The sequence below is a fragment of the Kordiimonas gwangyangensis DSM 19435 = JCM 12864 genome, from assembly GCF_000375545.1.
Taxonomy (GTDB): domain Bacteria; phylum Pseudomonadota; class Alphaproteobacteria; order Sphingomonadales; family Kordiimonadaceae; genus Kordiimonas; species Kordiimonas gwangyangensis.
In genome coordinates this window covers 355,364-372,749 of the sequence record NZ_AQXF01000004.1, presented here as the reverse complement: position 1 = coordinate 372,749, position 17,386 = coordinate 355,364, and the positions used below count along the sequence as shown (strand labels likewise).

Genomic DNA, 17,386 nt, shown 5'->3' with positions numbered 1-17,386 from the left:
CCGAGGCCCGCCGCTTTGACTTGCTTGATGTTAGCTGAGGTCAGGCAGTAGCTGCTTTCGCCGCCGCTGTCCGGAATTCCTCCCGCGCGTGTTCGAACTGGCTGAGGGACTTCTCCACGTAAGTCAGCACCTCGTCCACATACCCGTCGGTCGAGGCCGACCATACGCGGTTGATATAGCGTTCACCCGCCGCAAAGCTCGACATGATGTCGGCATAGGCCTGCAGGCCAAAAAGGTGCTTCATGCTGTCCCGCGCATCGGCAAAGTTGGTGAGGTCCGCCCGCAACAGCTTGTCGATCTCGAACCGCATCTCGTAGGTCGGCACCTTGTCCTTGCGGCCATCAATAGCCTTGAGGTTGGTGACGATATTCTCGAGGCTGGTCTCAAGCACCACACGGTTGCGCGCGAGCTTCTCGCCTGAGCGCGCTTCCGCGTGTTCCGTGCGCTTGATCAGCACCACACCAATCACACCAGCGGCAATCACCGGCAGGAAGGTGGGCCAATCCATCATGGTCGGGTGCAGGCTGGCGAGAAAAGCCGCGCCAAGGAACGCGAGGACTACGATGAGATAAGCAATGGTTTTCATGGTCCTGTCCTCCCCTAGTTCGCGCTGACAATGATGTTGACGGCATACCCCACACCCACAAGCGCTTCACCCACGATGAAGCCTGCGGCAATCGGAATACCCTTGTTGTCCGACCAGTCGCGGCCCGCCTTGCGGTCTGAAATCTCGCGCAAAAGCGTACCGATCGAGTAGGTCAGCACAATGTTGAACGGCAGGTAAAAACCAAGGCCCACAGTGATGCCAAGCCCACCCTGCACAGCAGAGAGCAGCGCACCCATGAGCGCACCGGCGATGTATTTCTCGGTCGGCACATCGCCGCCCAGAATACCGTTCACCATGCTGGCAAGCGCTTGGCCCTGCGGTGCCGGCAGCTTGTCGGAGCCGAGGCCATAGGCGTCGTTGAGCACGTAAACAAGCACGATGATCACAAGCGGCCCAAGCCACGCACCGGCAAACTGGCCAAGCTGCTGCATGCGCGGCGTTGCGCCCACAAGGTAACCGGTCTTGAGATCAAGCATCAGGTCGGTTGCCTGGCTCATGGCCACACAGGTTGCGGCACCCACTGTGATGGCCGCAACGATGGACTGCATCTTGTCCATGCCGCCGAAGCTTTGGGTGATGACGATCAGGAGCGTTACTGCCACAAGGGTCATGCCCGACAGCGGCGACCAGTTGGTCCGGCCCACCGCTTCCGAGAGGATAATACCCGCCATCCAGATCCAGAGCGTGCCAAGCACCGCCATCATCAGGCCGCGCACAATGCCCACCTGCTCGGTTGAGGTCACGGCCATGATACCCAGCAGCACCGCCGCACCGCCGATGGCGATGTACAGAAGCTTGATCGGCATCTCATCCTTGCTCATGGCGCTTTCAACTTTCGCGGCCGACTGCATGGAAGAGACTGCGGAGCGGATAAGCGGCAGCGCGAACATCACACCGATGATGGCACCACCGATGAGCATACCAATGCCCACAGGACGGAACAGCAGCGTGCGCAGTGGCCCCGGCTCATTGACCAGCACACCGTTCACAACCGGGAACAGGTCCGTGGCGGAGAGGAGCGGCGCAAGCACGAAGTAACAGACATAACCACCAATGATGAAAGCCACACCGCCACGACCGGCGATATAACCCACACCCACAGTCATGAGCGACAGGTACCATGTACCGTTCATATAGGAAGGCAGGCCAATCATCTCGAAGAGCGCAAAGTTCTCAACCCCGGTCGCGAGGCTGACAGCATGGAGCGAGCCTGAGATCAGCATGGCGATAACCAGAAGCTTCGCCTTCTCGATCCCCGCACCCGGTGACTTGAGAATGGTGGCAACCGCCACCCCGCCCGGATAGGTCAGACGCTCGAAATCGATCATCTGCTTACGAAGCGGAATGATAAAGGCGATGCCGAGGAAGGCACCCGCGATGGCGCCGAACGTCAGCACATAGGGGTTGAAGTCGTTACCGAAACCCAGAATGAAAATGGCGGGAACAGAGAACATCATGCCCGATGATGCACCGTTGACGGCGCTTGCCACCGTTTGGGTGACGTTATTCTCAACGATGGAGCGGCGGCGCAAAAGCCCGCGCAGGATACCGAAGCCGAGAATGGCCGCAAGCTCAGACCCCTCGATCGAGAAACCGAGCTTGAGCGCCGCAAAACCGATGGACATGGCGATGATCACGCCAAGGAAATAACCGACAAAGATCGCGTGGAGCGAAAGTTCAGGGTACGCGCCGTGCGTAATAGGCCCCTGACTAGCAAGATTTTCTTGAGACACCTCAATCTCCCCCGAGGATTGGTTAGTTTTTTTCTTTTTTTGACCCTACATGCGCAAGCACTTGCATGCACGTTAAAACAAGCCTAGCAGTATTTTCGGGCCACCGTCCAGATGATCCGGCCAAGGTTTACCCTTCGTTTAGGCACATGAAATGACCGACGCAAACACCCCTGTCAGCGCCGAATGGCTGAAGGACCGCTTGAAGCGGCACTTCAGTGAGCTGACGCGGCTTGCCTTGCCGGCGGTGATGATGCGCATTGGCGTTATGGGCCTGTCGATGGTCGATACAGCCCTTGTGGGCCACTATGCGACCGAACACCTTGCATGGCTGAACCTTGCCAACCAGTCGGTCATCATGTTTGCGTTGGTGGTGGGTATTGGCCTTCTGGGTGGCATCACCGTCTATGTCGCGAATGCGATTGGCGAGGATAACCCGCGCGAAGCTGGCCGTGTGTGGCGCAGGAACCTGCCTTTCACGCTCGTGATCGGCTTTGTGATCCTCGCGCTTATCTGGCCAGCTGAATTCTGGCTCCAGCTCCTTGGGCAGACGGAGGAGAAAGCACGCGAGGCAGGCTACCTCATTCGCATTCTTGCCATTGGCGTGCCGGGGCACCTGTTGTTCCTCAACTCCACCATGTTCCTTGAAGGCATCAAACGCGCGGAAGTGGGCTTTTACCTGATGATGGGCGCCAATGTGCTCAACCTCGTCCTCGACTATGCGCTTATTTTCGGTGCCTTCGGCTTCCCGGAAATGGGCGCGGCGGGTAGCGCCTGGACATCAACCGTCATTCGCTGGTGCCTCGCGGGTGCGGCCTTCGCCTATGTTTGGTATGCGCCCAGCGTGCGCGGCTACGGCACGCGCCAGCCGCACGGCCAGAAATGGTCCGAATGGCGCGACCAGCGCCATATGGGGTATGCAAGCGCGGTCTCCCTCGCCGCTGAAGTGCTCGCCTTCTCGGCCCTTGCCGTGTTCGCGGGCTGGCTTGGCACCTTGCCGCTTGCCGCCCACGGCGTGGTCTATCAGGTGCTGGGTATCCCGCTCATGATCTCCATCGGTATTGGTGTTGCCACCAGCGTGCGCACCGGCATTGCCTATTCGCGCCGTGACCGGGCTGACACGGCACTCGCAGGCATCTCGGGTGTCGCGCTCAATTTCCTTGTCACCGGCGTCTTTGCGGTTTTCATCTATCTTTATACCGGCGACCTTCTGGGCATTTTCACCAAGGATGACCGGGTGGTCATGCTGCTGCTGCCGTTTGCTGCCGTTTACTGCGTGGGCATGGTGTTTGACGCCGCGCAAATGGTGGCTTCCGCCGTGCTGCGCGGCTACCGCGAAACATGGTGGCCCACCGCCCTTCAGGGTTTTTCCTTCGCCTTTGTCATGCTGCCGGTGTGCTATTGGCTGGCCTTCCCGCTCGAGCGTGGCATGCAGGGCCTGATGGAAGGCATGACCATCGGCGTGATTGTCTCTTTCATCCTGCAGATGGTACGTTTCTATTTCCTCGCCCGCAGCAAACCCTGACGGGCACCACGCTATTCGCGGCAACGGCGTGGCAAAGTGACCGCAACCGGGCACAAAGGCGCCTTAATTTTACCTTTTTGTCTGCGAAAATATTTAGTCAGGACAGGATGTTGCGCTAGGCTCGCTCGGGCACGCATGACAGGAACTTGGGGACCTGAAGTGAAGGACAGACATTTATCAAGACGCATGATGGCGGCGCTGGCGACAGCTGCACTGCCATTTGTAGTGACCACCGGCGCATCGGCGGACCGTTTCAACGTGTCCGACCGTTTCAACAACGCGCTTGAAGCTGTGCAGGAAGGCATTGACCTCTTGCTGCCCGGCGATCTTGACAGCACAGACGTGAAAGCACGCATTGGTGCCGGTATCGGCTGGACGCCTGATTATGAAGGCTCCAACAACTACCGCTTCCGCGCCATTCCACTCATTGATATCCGCTACAAGGATGTGTGGCGCCTCAATGGTGGTAACCTCACGTACTCCCTGATCCGCAAGGGCGAGTTTGAGGCAGGGCCGCTTCTCAACCTTCATGGCGGCCGCAGTGAAGATACCAACAAGGCTCTTGAGGGCCTTGGTGATATCTCCACCACTTTCGATGTCGGCGTGTTTGCACGCTATTCCAGCAAAGCCATGCTGATCAGCGGGGACGTACGCCACGCGCTTGGCGCGGGCCAAGGCACGCAAATTCGCCTGACCGCGGGGCACGGCATTTTCAAGTCCGGCAGTTTCGCCATGGGGGCGGGTATCCGCGCCAAATGGATGTCAAAGAAAGCCATGCAAACCAACTTCGGCATCACACCGCAACAGGCCGCCAATTCGGCGCGTGGGCTTGATGCCTTTGATGCCGGTGCCGGTGTATCTGATATCTCGCTTAACGTGATCGGTGTCTATGAACTGACCCCTTCCGTGCGGGTGCTGGGGCTTACCTCTATCGGCAAACTGCTGGGTGACGCTGGCGACAGCCCACTTACCGGCGGCGGCTACGGCTCTTCCACGCAGTTCATTGGCGGCACCGGCATTCAGTTCAAGTTCTGAGGTGTAGCACAAGGCCGCGTTCCGTGTTTTAATCAGGCCCGGAACCTGAACCCTTTCAAGGCTTTACCCCGTTGATACGCGCCGCGCTTGCCATCCTTGCCGCCTTTCTTGTCAGCACCAGCATTGGGGCGCAGGCGGTTGTGCTGCGTGCGACCGATGTGCTGCCGCGTCTCAAGGACGTGCACGCCGAGGCCTTTTTCGTGAACGGCAGGGTGGTGCACGGCTTTGAAGGCCCGGATAGCGAAATTGATGACGCCAGCGCGCGGGCGCTGATGCTGCGGCTGGCGGCGCTGCGCCTTGTGGATGCGGGTGTGCTGCAATTCGACGAACCGGTGGCGCGCATCCTGCCGGACGTGGTGGACGACAACCCGTTCAAAGTGGCGCTCACCCTTCGTCACCTGCTGACCGGCACATCGGGTTTTGCGTCACCTCCCGGCCACAGCATCAACCCTGCCATTCCGCTGCGCTCCTACGCCATTGGCCTGCGCACACCGGGGCAGGTCGCAGCTGATAGCCTGATAGGCGATGCCGTGCTGGCCGCGCTCCTCGAAAAATCAACTGGCGTGCCGCTCGCCGACCTTCTCACCCGCGAGGTCACCTCCCGACTCCAGGGCCCAACCCTGCCTGCCCTTGGGCGGGTGCTGCTCACCAACGAAGCGGCAGATGGCGGCGCGTTCCTGAGCGCGGATACCTTCCGCTTTGTGGCGGCGGAAACCCTGTGGCGGCTGCATCCCATGGGGCCAAGCGCCACCGCGGTCGGGCGCATTCGCCTCGCCCACGGCCTTGGCTGGCTGACGGTCGCGCCCGGCATCATCGCCTTCCCGCGCGAAGGTGTGATCTTCATGGCGCCAAACCTGCCGGACGGTAAAGCCGCCGCGTTTGAGCGCACCGTGCTCAGCGTCGCACGGGAGAATTTCCCGCCGCACAATTTTGACCCTGCCCGCACGGAGGCAAACCGCCTCGCCCGGGTGAGCGACCTTGGCGGGCGTTACACGCGCTCGGGCCGGCCGTCCGCGTGGCTCAGGGAGCGCGTGGTCGCCATGCGTGACGACTGGATGATGCTTGAGGAAAACTCGGACGGCGCGCTTGTGCTCACGCTCGCACGCCTGCCCGAAGTGGTGGGCGACGCGCCGCAAGCTTTCGACCGCACCTTCCATGAGGTCACACCCTACCGCTACGCCAACAAGACCGGCGATATCCTGACCCTCAGTCCCTACCGCATGGGCGGTTATGCCTACCTGAATGGCGTACTCTATCACTTCACCGGCCCCCTGGGGCATATGGCGCTGATCGGCAGCCTGCTGCCATGGGTGCTGATTGCGCTTGCAAGCGCTGTGTTTCATATCAAAAGCCCGGTCGGGCGGCCATGGCGGCGGCTGGCGTGGTTCACACTTTCGGGCACCGCACTTATCACCGGTGCCATGGCGCTTGAATGGTTCGTCTGGCCGTTTGTGATGTACACATGGGACCTGCCCGTGCTCGTCACGCTCTGGCGCGTGGCGCTCAATATCGGGCTGATGCTCATCCTCTCGGTCCCGCTGCTCGCCATCTCTTTCACCCGGCGCGGTGTGATGCCGGAGCGCGGCATAGCCTTCCTGCTCGCAGGGCCGCATCTCGCGCTCCTGACCTTCGCGGCGCTGGCGCTTTTCCTCATCACGGTCGCTCTAGGGCTTGCTGGTAATTTTACCGCGCTTTAAGCCCATTATCCCCCTTGCGTTCACAATGGTGCCGCATTAGGGTCGCGCTCATGACAGATTGCAGCATCTATAAACGAATGTGGTGTCGAATGATCACCCCGGCTTCCCTGAGGGGCCGGGACACGTTTGTTCACGACATTACCAATACGTTTATAGGAGCAGCGCACCATGACCGCGCTCACCGAGATTGCAAATCGCTTTGATATTCTGATCGGCCACAACCCGGATACGCTTGAGGCCGTCCTCACCCATTTTGACCAGACCCCGCTTGACCGTTCGACCGTTCGCACCTGCCGCCACCGGGACGGAACGCTTGCCGTCAAAGTGATCGTCGAACGCTTGGCCGAAGATGACGCCCGTGCTATCCACGATGCACTCAAGAAAAATGACCGGGTGATGGACGCCCGGCTGGAACATTTCTGGCCGTGAGGCATATGCCCCGGCCGCATCAGCGAGGGGCAGCATGACCGATAATTTCCACCTGCATGCGGAAGGCATTGAAAGCCGCCTGCGTGAGCTTGCGAACCGGGACGACCATGTGGCGCGTGCGCTTGACCTTGTCGGCATTCCCGACACGCGGCCCGCAGGCGAACAGAGCTTCCACACCTTCATGCGCGTGATTGTGGGCCAGCAGCTTTCCGTGAAGGCCGCCGCCACCATCCGTGACCGGGTGGAAGCGCTTGTGGGGCCCGGCGCCGGGCCCAAGGAATACGCCCGTGTGGCGGACGAGGACCTGCGCGCCGCGGGCCTCAGCCGGCAGAAAATCTCCTACGCGCGTTCGCTCTGTGATGTGGTCAATGACGGCACACTGGTGATCGAGGCGCTGCCAAGCATGAGCGACGAAGAAGCCATCCGTGCCATCACGGCGGTCAAAGGCCTTGGGGTCTGGTCCGCACACATGTATCTTATGTTCTCGCTCGGTCGTCCCGACATCTGGCCTGTGGGTGATCTTGCGGTACGTGTGGGTGTGGGGCGCATCATGGGGCTTGAAGACAGGCCGACCGAGAAACAGTGCGCCGACATCGGCGAACGCTGGCGTCCGCACCGCAGCGTCATGGCGCTTCTGGCGTGGCACTATTATTCAAACGCCCCGGCGATCTAGCACGGGCAGAAGGATTTTTATGACCGACTTCCGCATCCTGACCGACGATATCTCCGTCTCCCCGCAAATCGGCAAAAGCGATATCGACATGGCGGCGACCATGGGCGTGACCATGATCATCAACAACCGACCGGACGGTGAGGAAGCGGGCCAGCCCACAAATGATGAGCTGATGGCCTATGCGGCCGAGAAAGGCATCAAGTGGGCGCACATCCCGATCATCGGCGGCTCGCTGAGCCTTGATGACGTGAAAGCCATGGGGCACTGCCTCGCGGATGCGGATGGCCGGGTACTGGCTTACTGCCGTTCCGGCACGCGCTCCTGCACCGTATGGTCACTCGCGGAAGCCATGGGCGGCGACATGCCGGTGGAAGAGATCATCGCCACCGGCGCGGGCGCAGGCTATGACCTCACCCACATGGCCCCCACGCTTGCGGGCCTGCGCGCCAACCCGCCACAATAGCCCCATGCCTAGCCCCTTCACCGATGACGACCTGAGCCTGTTTGCCAAGCGCGGGGCGACCCTGCCCGCGGCGAACACAAGCGGCCAGGTGAGCACGGACGGGGCGGATATATGGTATGCGCGTTTTGGCGCGGGGCCTGCCGTCACCCTGTTGCACGGCGGGCTGGGGCACAGCGGCAACTGGGCGCATCAGGTGCCTTTGCTCACGCGTGCGGGTTATGAGGTCATCACAATCGATAGCCGCGGCCATGGCCGCAGCAGCCGCGACGAGCAGCCTTATAGCTATCACCTGATGGCGCATGATGTGCGCGCAGTAATGGATGCGCTTGAGCTTGATACCGCCGCTTTCATCGGCTGGTCGGACGGTGCCTGCACCGCGCTGACATTCGCGAGCCTGTGGCCCGAGCGTGTGCGCGGTGTGTTCTTCTTTGCCTGCAATATGGACCCGTCCGGCACCTTGGATACCGAGCCTTCCGGCAAAGCGCTTGAGAATTGTTTCAGCCGCCATGTGGCTGACTATAAGGCGCTATCGCCCACACCGGACGGCTTTGAGGATCTCCTTGCTGCCGTCAGCCTGATGATGAAAACCGAGCCCAATTTCACCGCGGATGACCTGCGTGCCATCACCGTGCCTGTCACCGTTGCGCAGGCGCGGGATGATGAGTTCATCCGGCCTGAGCATGCCGACTATCTGGCGGCCACCATCCCGCACTCCCGGCAAGTCTGGCTTGAGGGCGTCACCCATTTTGCGCCGCTGCAGCGCCCCACCTATTTTGGTGAAGCGCTGACAGCGTTCCTTGGTGGCCTTTAGCGACCCTTCAGCACTTTCACGACCTCGGCACCGTCTTCCCCGTCCCAGTAGGTGACGGTGTTCTTGTTCGCATCTTCAATCAGGAACCTCGCATCGTCCTCAAACGTGGGTTTGATGCGCACGCCGGTCTTATGGCTATCGGGATAGCCCACCACCTCAGGCACCTGTTTGGTGGAGATGGCGAGGTAAACGAGATCCTCGCTTCCCGTGTTGATCATCTGGTGGGCATGCTCGGGCCCGCCGGGCGCGTTAAAAACATAATCGCCGGGGCGGATGTCGAACACATCTTCGCCTATGCGCACCTTGCCCGTACCCGAGAGCACGTAAAAATGCTCCTCATTGGCATAGTGGTGATGAAGCGGGAAGGCCGCCTTGCCCGGCGGCACCGTGGTGATATTGGCACCAATGGTGCTGGCCCCCACGGCGGAGGCCAGATGGGTCATGGTGGCTTCAAAATGCTCGCCGTGCTGCACCTTTGTGCTTTCGGCACTATCCTTGTTGATGATGGGTTTCATCTGTCGCTTTTCCTCATTTGTTTCGTATACGGAACAATATTCAGTACTGCGTTTGAGCAGGTGAACCCCATCACCACCCTTGGCTGGTGCCGTTATCCCGCGAGCCCGAAGGCCATCAGGATGAACACATATTCTTCCGCCACTTCGCGGAAGCGTTCGAACCGGCCGGACTTGCCGCCATGGCCTGCGCCCATGTTGATTTTCATGAGTAACAGGTTGTCATCGGCCTTGGTGGCCCTGAGCTTCGCGGTCCATTTCGCCGGTTCCCAATAGGTCACCCGCGGGTCATTGAGGCCGCCCGTGACCAGCATGGGCGGATACGCCTTCGCCTCGATGTTCGAATACGGGCAATAGCTGGCAATGGTCTCATAGGCCGCCTTGTCCGCAATCGGATTGCCCCATTCGGGCCACTCAATAGGCGTGAGCGGCAGGTCGGCATCCAGCATGGTGTTCAAGACATCCACAAAGGGCACATGCAGTACAGCAGCCGCGAACAGTTCCGGCGCCTGGTTGACCACTGCGCCCATCAGTTCACCCCCCGCACTGCCGCCCGAGATGGAGATGCCGCCTTTCGCGGCATAACCCGCGTCCGTCAGGTGGCGAGCCACATCGACAAAGTCATTGAAGGTGTTGGTGCGCTTTTCAAGCTTGCCGTCCTCGTACCAGCCGTAACCAAGCTCATCGCCACCACGGATATGCGCGATGGCATAAGCGAAACCCCGATCAAGGAGCGACAGGCGGGAGGCGGAGAAGGATGGGCTCATGCCCAGGCCATAGGCGCCGTAGCCATAAAGGTGGAGGGGCGCACCGCTGCCCTGCTTCCAGTCCTTTTTGTACACAACGCTGACGGGCACCATCACACCGTCCCGCGCCTTGACCATCAAACGCTCGGATGCGTATTCAGTGCGGTCGTAGCCCGAGGGGATTTCCTGCTCCTTACGGCGGATCAGCGACTTCGCTTTCAGGTCATAGTCGAACACCGTCGGCGGGGTGACGAGGCTTGAGTAGCCAAGCCGCAGGTGGTCCTGCGCGTATTCCGCATTGGTGCCGAGGCCGACTTCATAAACCGGTTCCGGGAACTCAATGTACGCGTCGCTACCATCGGTGCCAATCAAGCGAATCTGGTCCAGCCCGTCCTTGCGTTCCTCAATGGCGAGCAAGCCTTTGAACGCCTGCATGCCGGTGAGGTAATGCCGGTCATCGCCTGCGAGCACCAATTGCCACCGGTCTTCACCAAACGCGCCATCTTCCGCGCGATAAACGCAGAAGTTTTTATGTTCGCGGTTGGAGCGGAAGTAGAAACCTTCATCACCGTGCTCGACGGTATAATCGTGTTTGTCACGGCGCGGGGCGACGACGACGGGCGTGCCAGCGATGTCATCAAGCGCGAGGATATGGTTCTCTGCCGTCACATGGTCGGCGCTTCTGATGACCATATATTTCCGGTCGCTGGTGCGGCTGATATGCACAAAAAAGCTGGTGTCCTTTTCCTCGAACACCGCGCGGTCAGTCGTCTGCCCAACCGGGTGGAACCACACCTTGTAGGGTCGCCACTCTTTCGAGACCTGAGTGTAAAAGAAGCCGCTGCTGTCCGCCGCCCAGATAATCTCACCCGAGGTCTCAATGATCTCGTCCTTCAGAAGCTCGCCGGTCTCAAGGTTCTTCACCTGTGCTGTAAACCGCTCGGACCCGTTTTTGTCCGCGCTATAGGCGAGGTAACGCCCACAAGGGCTGACGCTCAGGCCACCAAGGCGGTAAAACTCCGCGCCTTCCGCTTCCGCGACTTCATCGAGAAGCACGTCCCATGTATCTGCGCCCACGGCACGGCGGTACCAAGTGCGGTATTCCGCGCCCTTCGCAAAAGCCCAGCGATATTCAAACGCACCGTTCTTCCATGGCACGCTTTCATCGTCTTCCTTCTGGCGGCCCTTGATCTCCTCAAACACGGCGTCCAAGAGCTTTTCCTGCGGTTTCATCACCGCCTCGAAATAGCTGTTTTCCTCCTTGAGGTAGCCGAGGATTTCTTCGTCCGTGACCTCCGGGTAGCCGGGGTCCTTGAGCCAGAAATAAGGGTCCTTCAGCTCAAAGCCGTGGTGGCTTGCCGTATAGTCTTTGCNTGCGGCGATAGGGGCTTTTGGGCTTGCGGGTGTTTTCAGCATAAAATGGGGTCCGTCCTCTTATTTTGTTATCAAGCTCTAGGGCTATGGGTTGGGGCTGTAAAGGGCGAAGATTTCTTGCCGCAGTGCATCAAAGCTGCCCCTTGTCAAAGACGGTGCCGCCTGCCATGTAGACGCCAAGATAGTTGAGTATGTGTGAGTGAAGACCGAAGGAGACAAGACCGTGAGTGACTATAAGGACCGCCTGACCGCCCTGCGTGCCGAGCTGAAATCCCGTAATCTGGACGGCTTTGTGGTACCGCTCACGGACGAGCATATGAGCGAATATGTCGGCGCATACGCTGGCCGCCTCGCCTTCATGACCGGCTTCACCGGCTCTGCCGGTAACGGTGTGGTACTTCAGGACAAAGCCGCCGTGTTCATCGATGGCCGCTACACCATTCAAGCCGCGGCCGAGCTGGACCCCGCGCTTTTTGAACATCACTTATTCAATAAATACCCGTTGCTGAAGTGGACGACCGATAACCTGCCGAAAGGCGCACGCCTTGGCTACGACCCTGAGCTTGCGACCGTGGGCTGGGAAAAGGACGCGCTGAAGGCCTGCGCACGCAAGGGCGTTGAGCTCGTGGCGGTGGACAGCAACCCCGTTGACGCTGTGTGGGCCGACCAGCCGGAGGCACCCCTTGCACCTGCCGTACCGCATGACAGCAAATACGCCGGTGTTGACGCGCGCGACAAACGCGCAAAAGTGGCCGAGACGCTTCGGGAAGAAGGCGCAGATGCCGCTGTGGTGACCATGCTCGATAGCGTGGCTTGGGCCTTCAATATCCGCGGCAAGGATGTGATGAACACGCCGGTCACTCACGCCTTCGCCATTTTGAATGCAGACGAAAGTGCCACGCTTTTCATCAATGAAGCAAAGGTAACGTCTGAACTCAAACAACACCTTGGCAACAGCGTGCAGGTGGAACCGCGTGAAGCTTTCTATGAAACGCTCGCCAAGTTCGGTGCGGAGGGCAAAGCCGTGCTGGTGGACCCCGCAACCAACAACGCCAAGGTTTTCAAAACGCTGCGTGACGCTGGCGCCAAGCTGGTTGAAGGCGCGGACCCCTGCATCCTGCCAAAGGCGATCAAGAATTCGACTGAGCAGCAGGGCGCGCGCGACTGCCACATCCGCGACGGCGCGGCGGTGTCCGAGTTCCTGCACTGGCTTTCCAATGAGGCCCCGAAAGGTACGGTGGATGAACTGACTGCGGTTGCCAAGCTGTGGGAATGCCGCGAAAGCCATGGCGGCCTGAAGGACAAAAGCTTCGACACCATCTCAGGCGCGGGGCCAAACGCGGCCCTCCCGCACTACCGTGTGAGCAAGAAAACCAACCGCCCGCTCAAAATGGATGAGATTTATCTGGTCGACAGCGGCGGGCAGTATCTGGACGGCACGACCGACATCACCCGCACGGTGATTGTGGGTACGCCAACGGCGGAGATGAAAGACCGTTTCACCCGCGTACTCAAAGGCCATATCGCGCTCTCGACCGTGCGTTTCCCTGAGGGCACCCCGGGCATGGCGCTTGATGCCATGGCGCGCCGTCCGTTGTGGGCCATTGGCTGTGACTATGACCACGGCACCGGCCACGGTGTGGGCTCCTTCCTCGCCGTGCATGAAGGGCCACAGCGTATCGCCAAATATTCAAGCGATATCTGGCTCGAGCCGGGCATGATCCTCTCGAACGAGCCGGGCTACTACAAGGAAGGCGAATACGGCATCCGCATTGAAAACCTGATCCTCGTGAAAAAGGTGGATGAGCCGACCGAACGCGAGATTTTCGAGTTTGAAAACCTCACCTGGGCACCGATCGACCGCAACCTGATTGAGCCCTCGCTGCTGGATGATGTGGAACTCAAGTGGCTGAACGACTATCATGCCAAGGTATTTGAGCTTGTCAGCCCGCATGTGGATGATGCCACACGTGAATGGCTGCAGGTACAAACAGCCCCGATCATGGTGATGTAAGGGCTGTCTCCCCTCTGAGGAGTTTGGCTTGAACAACACCGACTATAGACAGCACATGGTCCTGCCTCCCAACTTTGAGGGGCGGGACTTTTTGCTGGGTGACCTGCACGGCTGTGTCGACATGCTCGAAAACGCCATGGCCCTCGCGCATTTTGATAAGGCGCGTGACCGCATCATCTGTGTCGGTGACCTGATCGACCGCGGGCCCCGTTCACACGACGCGCTGTTGCTGGCGCGCGAAAGCTGGTTTTTCTCCACCCTCGGCAACCATGAGATCATGATGCTGGAAGCGGAGAACCCACGCACCCGGGCGATGTGGCTGCAAAACGGCGGTGAGTGGTTTTATGAACTGAGCGAGGGTGAGCAGGCCACCTGCCTTGAGATCGCGGCCGCGCTGCCTGTCGCCATCACGCTTGAACTACGTACAGGCGGCAGCATCGGCATCTGCCACGCCGAATGGCCGGGAGACGACTGGGCTGACGTGGCGGACCTCACGGAAGTGCCCTGGATGCAGCACCAGATGTTATGGGGCCGCACCGTGCTTCTCAAACACAAGGAAAAGGCGGACAGGTCCGCCGCCCTCACCGTGCATGGCCACACGCCACTTAAATCTGCGACCCGACTGGGCACCGCGCTGTTTATTGACACTGGCGCGGTACTGGGCGGGCAACTGACCTTGATGCCGGTCAGCCAAGCGCTCCGGCACCCCGCCCTCGGCAGCAATATCGCGCAGCTTTACTGAGATGCCTATTCGGCTTCGCGGATTTCAAAGTCCGTGGTGATTTTGGCAAGCGCGCCAAGCTGCACCGATGCCGAACAGTATTTTTCTTTCGAGAGCGAAATCGCGCGTTCCACGTGCTTGGCGTCAACACCAACGCCGGTGATGACAAAATGCATGTGGATCTTGGTGAAATACTTGGGGTGGTCCTCGGCGCGCTCGGCCTCAAGCTCCACCCAGCAGTCGGTCACTTTCTGACGCGCTTTCTGCAGGATCATCATCACGTCGATGGACGAACAGCCACCAGCGCCCAGAAGCAGCATCTCCATCGGGCGGATGCCGTGATTAAGGCCACCGCTTTCGACACCCGCGTCCATCACCACCGCGTGGCCTGACGGGCTCTCGCCGATGAAAGTCATGTCGCCTGCCCATTTTACCCGTGCGGTTTTTGCTGCCATTTGAACGCTCCTGATGCTATGATTTATCTGCTTTTAGCGGCTTGGATGCGCCCGCGCAATGCCCGCACACTTTCCGCACAAAACCTGCCCATTTCCCGCACACATTTCGCACAGATCCCGCGCACTTTCCGCACAGGTTCCGCACACACCTAGGGGAAGGGAATACCCGGCTCACCCGCCTGCCATTGCGGATATTTTTTCATGATGGAACGGAAGAAATCGCTACCGGTAAAGCCATCAAGCCAGCCCCGCACATGGGGGTATGGCGCGGCCTCCCACCAGCCCTTCGCAGCCGCCGCAAACTGGCGAATGAAGGGCAGGATGGCATAGTCAGCAAGGCTTGCTTCCTGCCCAAAAAGCCAGCGATTCTGCGCGAGACGGCCTTCCAGTGCCCTGAGGAGCACCTCCGCCCCGGCGCGGTGCTCAAGGGGGTCGGCGTCCTCATAGCGGGTGGCATATTTGAAGCGGTCAAGATGGTGTTTGAAAGGTCCGTCACACGCGGCAATCAGGCCCAGCATGTCACCCTTGTCAGGCGCGAGCCACCCTTCCGGGTCACCCTGCCCCAGCGCCCAAAGCATGACATCGAGGCTTTCGTCAATGACCTGATTTTCAAGCACCAATACCGGCACCGTACCTTTGGGCGAGGCTTCCAGCATCGCTTCTGGCTTGTCCCGAAGCACCACCTCGCGCAGGTCCACCGCCACACCCGACACCTTGATCGCAAGCCGCGCCCGCATGGCGTACGGGCAGCGGCGAAAGCTATAGAGGATGGGGCGCGCGGCAACCACAGCTACTCCTTAACCGCTTGCTCGGCATCGGCTTTTTCGAGCCGAGGCCGGGTGATGCCGATGTGTTTTTCGCCGCGCTTTTTCGACAGCATGATCTGCCTCTGGCGTTCGGCGAAGCGTTCTTTCTGCTCTTCCGTGGTCTCTTCGTGGCAGTAAGGACAGCTCACACCTTCAACAAATTCAGGCATGGCCATTTCTTCTTCGGAGACCGGACGGCGGCAGGCGCGGCACATGTGATAGTCGCCTTCCTCTAACCCGTGGCGCACGGAAACCCGCTCGTCAAACACGAAGCAGTCACCCTCCCACAGGCTCTTATCCTCGGGGATTTCCTCAAGGTATTTCAGGATGCCACCCTCGAGGTGATAGACTTCCTCGTAGCCTTGTTCTTTCATGTAAGCTGTTGATTTTTCGCAGCGAATGCCGCCCGTACAGAACATGGCGATCTTGGGTTTCTTGAGGAGATCCTTGTTCTCTTCAGCCCAGGCCGGGAACTCACGGAAGGATTTGGTCTTGGGGTCGACCGCGCCCTTGAAGGTCCCGATGGCGACTTCATAGTCGTTCCGGGTGTCGACAAGGATGGTGTCCGGGTCCGAAATCAGCGCATTCCAGTCCTCGGGCTTCACATAAGTGCCGACCACCTTGTTGGGGTCGATGCCCTCAACGCCCATGGTCACAATCTCTTTCTTGAGGCGCACTTTCATACGCAGGAAAGGTTCCTTCTCGGCCCAGCTTTCCTTGTGCACAAGGCCTTTGAAGGCCGGGATGTTGCCAAGATAGGCCAGCACTTTACGTAGGCCCGCTTCCGGCCCGGCGATGGTGCCGTTGATGCCTTCAGCCGCCAGGAGGAGCGTGCCTTTGACGTTGTTTTCGTTACAGATTTCAGCGATGGGCGCTTGCAGCGCTTCATAGTCCGGCAACCTCACAAATTTGTAGAGGGCCGCAACGAGATAATTCGACATGTCATTTCCGTTTCAGTTGTCCGGCTCGCAAAGCCGGGTCCAAAAATCGTGCGCCTTATATACCGCATGACCGGCTTTGTAAAACCCGCCCCCACGAGTGGCGCTTCACCTGGCCCACCAGCGTTCCGGAACATGGTTAATAACTTGCGAATGATTGTCAGACTGAATGGCAGAAATGGAGGAAAAAGTCCTTTGTTTTCATGATACTAAGAAGAGTTAGCAACTAGGGAAAAGGCTTGGAAATATGACCCCGCGGGCCTATAGTATGGGCCAAGCGCTACTTGCGATCTGCACGACATACTGAAGGAGGCTCGTCATGAAAGGCGACAAAAAGGTAATCCAGCACCTCAACGTGATTCTGAAAAACGAACTCACGGCGATCAACCAGTATTTCCTGCACTCGCGCATGCTCAAGGACTGGGGCATGAAAAAGCTGGCGGACAAGGAATATGAAGAATCCATCGACGAGATGAAACACGCCGACCAGTTGATCGAGCGCATCCTGTTCCTTGAAGGCCTGCCCAACCTGCAGGACCTTGGCAAGCTGATGATCGGCGAGGACGTGAAGGAAATTCTTGAGTGCGACCTCAAGATGGAACACGCGGGCCACAAGGACCTCAAGGACGCCATCCAGCACGCCGAGGAAGTACGCGACTATGTGAGCCGCGATCTCCTTAAGCATATCCTCGAATCCGAGGAAGAGCATATCGACTGGCTGGAAACCCAACTCGGCCTCATTGAGAAAATGGGCTACCAGAATTATGTGCAGCTTCAGACCCCGCCTGCCGAGGACTGAGGAGCACCTTCAACCTGAAAGAGAAAAAGCCACCGCAAGCGGTGGCTTTTC

The 17,386-nt window shown here is 59.4% G+C and carries 17 protein-coding genes; 10 read left to right on the top strand and 7 right to left on the bottom strand.

Features of this window, described 5'->3' with window-relative positions; genetic code table 11:
• Positions 1 to 40: 40 nt before the first annotated feature.
• Together B150_RS0113300 and B150_RS0113295 are read right to left on the bottom strand one after the other, a co-directional pair.
• The gene (locus B150_RS0113300) at positions 41 to 586 is read right to left on the bottom strand and encodes a hypothetical protein (protein ID WP_020400431.1); all 546 of its coding nucleotides are present in this window, start codon (positions 584 to 586) and stop codon (positions 41 to 43) included.
• Positions 587 to 600: 14 nt separating this feature from the next.
• Positions 601 to 2,340, bottom strand: a complete 1,740-nt coding sequence (locus B150_RS0113295; RefSeq protein WP_020400430.1) for an OPT family oligopeptide transporter — start codon at positions 2,338 to 2,340, stop codon at positions 601 to 603.
• A gap of 151 nt (positions 2,341 to 2,491) precedes the next feature.
• Here B150_RS0113295 and B150_RS21055 point away from each other — a divergent pair, with 151 nt between their 5' ends.
• The 7 genes from B150_RS21055 to B150_RS0113260 all read left to right on the top strand — a co-directional run bounded on the left by B150_RS21055 (position 2,492) and on the right by B150_RS0113260 (position 8,970).
• A complete protein-coding gene (locus tag B150_RS21055; protein ID WP_020400429.1) occupies positions 2,492 to 3,862 on the top strand; it encodes an MATE family efflux transporter in 1,371 nt (456 codons plus the stop codon).
• Positions 3,863 to 4,021: 159 nt separating this feature from the next.
• Entirely contained in the window at positions 4,022 to 4,897 is an 876-nt protein-coding gene (locus B150_RS0113285) for a MipA/OmpV family protein (RefSeq protein WP_162139703.1), read from the top strand.
• A gap of 71 nt (positions 4,898 to 4,968) precedes the next feature.
• Positions 4,969 to 6,594 carry a serine hydrolase gene (locus B150_RS0113280; protein WP_020400427.1) on the top strand — a complete coding sequence of 542 codons (1,626 nt, stop codon included), beginning with the start codon at positions 4,969 to 4,971 and terminating at the stop codon, positions 6,592 to 6,594.
• A gap of 168 nt (positions 6,595 to 6,762) precedes the next feature.
• Positions 6,763 to 7,023 carry a hypothetical protein gene (locus B150_RS0113275; protein ID WP_020400426.1) on the top strand — a complete coding sequence of 87 codons (261 nt, stop codon included), beginning with the start codon at positions 6,763 to 6,765 and terminating at the stop codon, positions 7,021 to 7,023.
• Positions 7,024 to 7,057: 34 nt separating this feature from the next.
• Complete coding sequence (locus B150_RS0113270; RefSeq protein ID WP_020400425.1) at positions 7,058 to 7,696, top strand: DNA-3-methyladenine glycosylase family protein; 639 nt, start codon at positions 7,058 to 7,060, stop codon at positions 7,694 to 7,696.
• A 19-nt stretch (positions 7,697 to 7,715) separates the two neighbouring features.
• Positions 7,716 to 8,159 carry a protein tyrosine phosphatase family protein gene (locus B150_RS0113265; protein ID WP_020400424.1) on the top strand — a complete coding sequence of 148 codons (444 nt, stop codon included), beginning with the start codon at positions 7,716 to 7,718 and terminating at the stop codon, positions 8,157 to 8,159.
• 4 nt (positions 8,160 to 8,163) lie between these two features.
• Entirely contained in the window at positions 8,164 to 8,970 is an 807-nt protein-coding gene (locus B150_RS0113260; RefSeq protein WP_020400423.1) for an alpha/beta fold hydrolase, read from the top strand.
• Here B150_RS0113260 and B150_RS0113255 read toward each other — a convergent pair.
• Together B150_RS0113255 and B150_RS0113250 are read right to left on the bottom strand one after the other, a co-directional pair.
• Complete coding sequence (locus B150_RS0113255) at positions 8,967 to 9,485, bottom strand: cupin domain-containing protein (protein WP_020400422.1); 519 nt, start codon at positions 9,483 to 9,485, stop codon at positions 8,967 to 8,969. The genes B150_RS0113260 and B150_RS0113255 overlap by 4 nt on opposite strands.
• A 92-nt stretch (positions 9,486 to 9,577) precedes the next feature.
• Entirely contained in the window at positions 9,578 to 11,644 is a 2,067-nt protein-coding gene (locus B150_RS0113250; RefSeq protein ID WP_020400421.1) for a S9 family peptidase, read from the bottom strand.
• A gap of 181 nt (positions 11,645 to 11,825) precedes the next feature.
• Between B150_RS0113250 and B150_RS0113245 the strand changes: the two genes are divergently transcribed.
• Positions 11,826 to 13,616, top strand: coding sequence for an aminopeptidase P family protein (locus tag B150_RS0113245; protein ID WP_020400420.1), 1,791 nt, complete (start codon positions 11,826 to 11,828; stop codon positions 13,614 to 13,616).
• Positions 13,617 to 13,644: 28 nt separating this feature from the next.
• Positions 13,645 to 14,358: a metallophosphoesterase gene (locus B150_RS21050; protein WP_155860060.1), complete on the top strand. Its 714-nt coding sequence runs from the start codon at positions 13,645 to 13,647 to the stop codon at positions 14,356 to 14,358.
• Between the two features lie 5 nt (positions 14,359 to 14,363).
• Here B150_RS21050 and B150_RS0113235 read toward each other — a convergent pair whose 3' ends face one another.
• The 3 genes from B150_RS0113235 to trhO all read right to left on the bottom strand — a co-directional run bounded on the left by B150_RS0113235 (position 14,364) and on the right by trhO (position 16,539).
• Entirely contained in the window at positions 14,364 to 14,792 is a 429-nt protein-coding gene (locus B150_RS0113235) for an OsmC family protein (protein ID WP_020400418.1), read from the bottom strand.
• Between the two features lie 149 nt (positions 14,793 to 14,941).
• Positions 14,942 to 15,580 carry a glutathione S-transferase gene (locus B150_RS0113230; protein ID WP_020400417.1) on the bottom strand — a complete coding sequence of 213 codons (639 nt, stop codon included), beginning with the start codon at positions 15,578 to 15,580 and terminating at the stop codon, positions 14,942 to 14,944.
• A 2-nt stretch (positions 15,581 to 15,582) separates the two neighbouring features.
• Positions 15,583 to 16,539, bottom strand: a complete 957-nt coding sequence (trhO, locus tag B150_RS0113225; RefSeq protein ID WP_020400416.1) for an oxygen-dependent tRNA uridine(34) hydroxylase TrhO — start codon at positions 16,537 to 16,539, stop codon at positions 15,583 to 15,585.
• 316 nt (positions 16,540 to 16,855) lie between these two features.
• On the opposite strand from trhO, the gene bfr reads away from it, so the two are divergent.
• Positions 16,856 to 17,335, top strand: coding sequence for a bacterioferritin (gene bfr / locus B150_RS0113220; RefSeq protein ID WP_020400415.1), 480 nt, complete (start codon positions 16,856 to 16,858; stop codon positions 17,333 to 17,335).
• Positions 17,336 to 17,386: the final 51 nt, after the last annotated feature.

Excerpts from the sequence above, each read along its gene's own strand:
- B150_RS0113300 (WP_020400431.1), bottom strand. The coding sequence starts at position 586 with ATGAAAACCATTGCTTATCTCATCGTAGTCCTCGCGTTCCTTGGCGCG.
- B150_RS21055 (WP_020400429.1), top strand. The coding sequence starts at position 2,492 with ATGACCGACGCAAACACCCCTGTCAGCGCCGAATGGCTGAAGGACCGC.
- B150_RS0113275 (WP_020400426.1), top strand. The coding sequence starts at position 6,763 with ATGACCGCGCTCACCGAGATTGCAAATCGCTTTGATATTCTGATCGGC.
- B150_RS0113270 (WP_020400425.1), top strand. The coding sequence starts at position 7,058 with ATGACCGATAATTTCCACCTGCATGCGGAAGGCATTGAAAGCCGCCTG.
- B150_RS0113265 (WP_020400424.1), top strand. The coding sequence starts at position 7,716 with ATGACCGACTTCCGCATCCTGACCGACGATATCTCCGTCTCCCCGCAA.
- B150_RS0113260 (WP_020400423.1), top strand. The coding sequence starts at position 8,164 with ATGCCTAGCCCCTTCACCGATGACGACCTGAGCCTGTTTGCCAAGCGC.
- B150_RS0113255 (WP_020400422.1), bottom strand. The coding sequence starts at position 9,485 with ATGAAACCCATCATCAACAAGGATAGTGCCGAAAGCACAAAGGTGCAG.
- B150_RS0113235 (WP_020400418.1), bottom strand. The coding sequence starts at position 14,792 with ATGGCAGCAAAAACCGCACGGGTAAAATGGGCAGGCGACATGACTTTC.
- trhO (WP_020400416.1), bottom strand. The coding sequence starts at position 16,539 with ATGTCGAATTATCTCGTTGCGGCCCTCTACAAATTTGTGAGGTTGCCG.
- bfr (WP_020400415.1), top strand. The coding sequence starts at position 16,856 with ATGAAAGGCGACAAAAAGGTAATCCAGCACCTCAACGTGATTCTGAAA.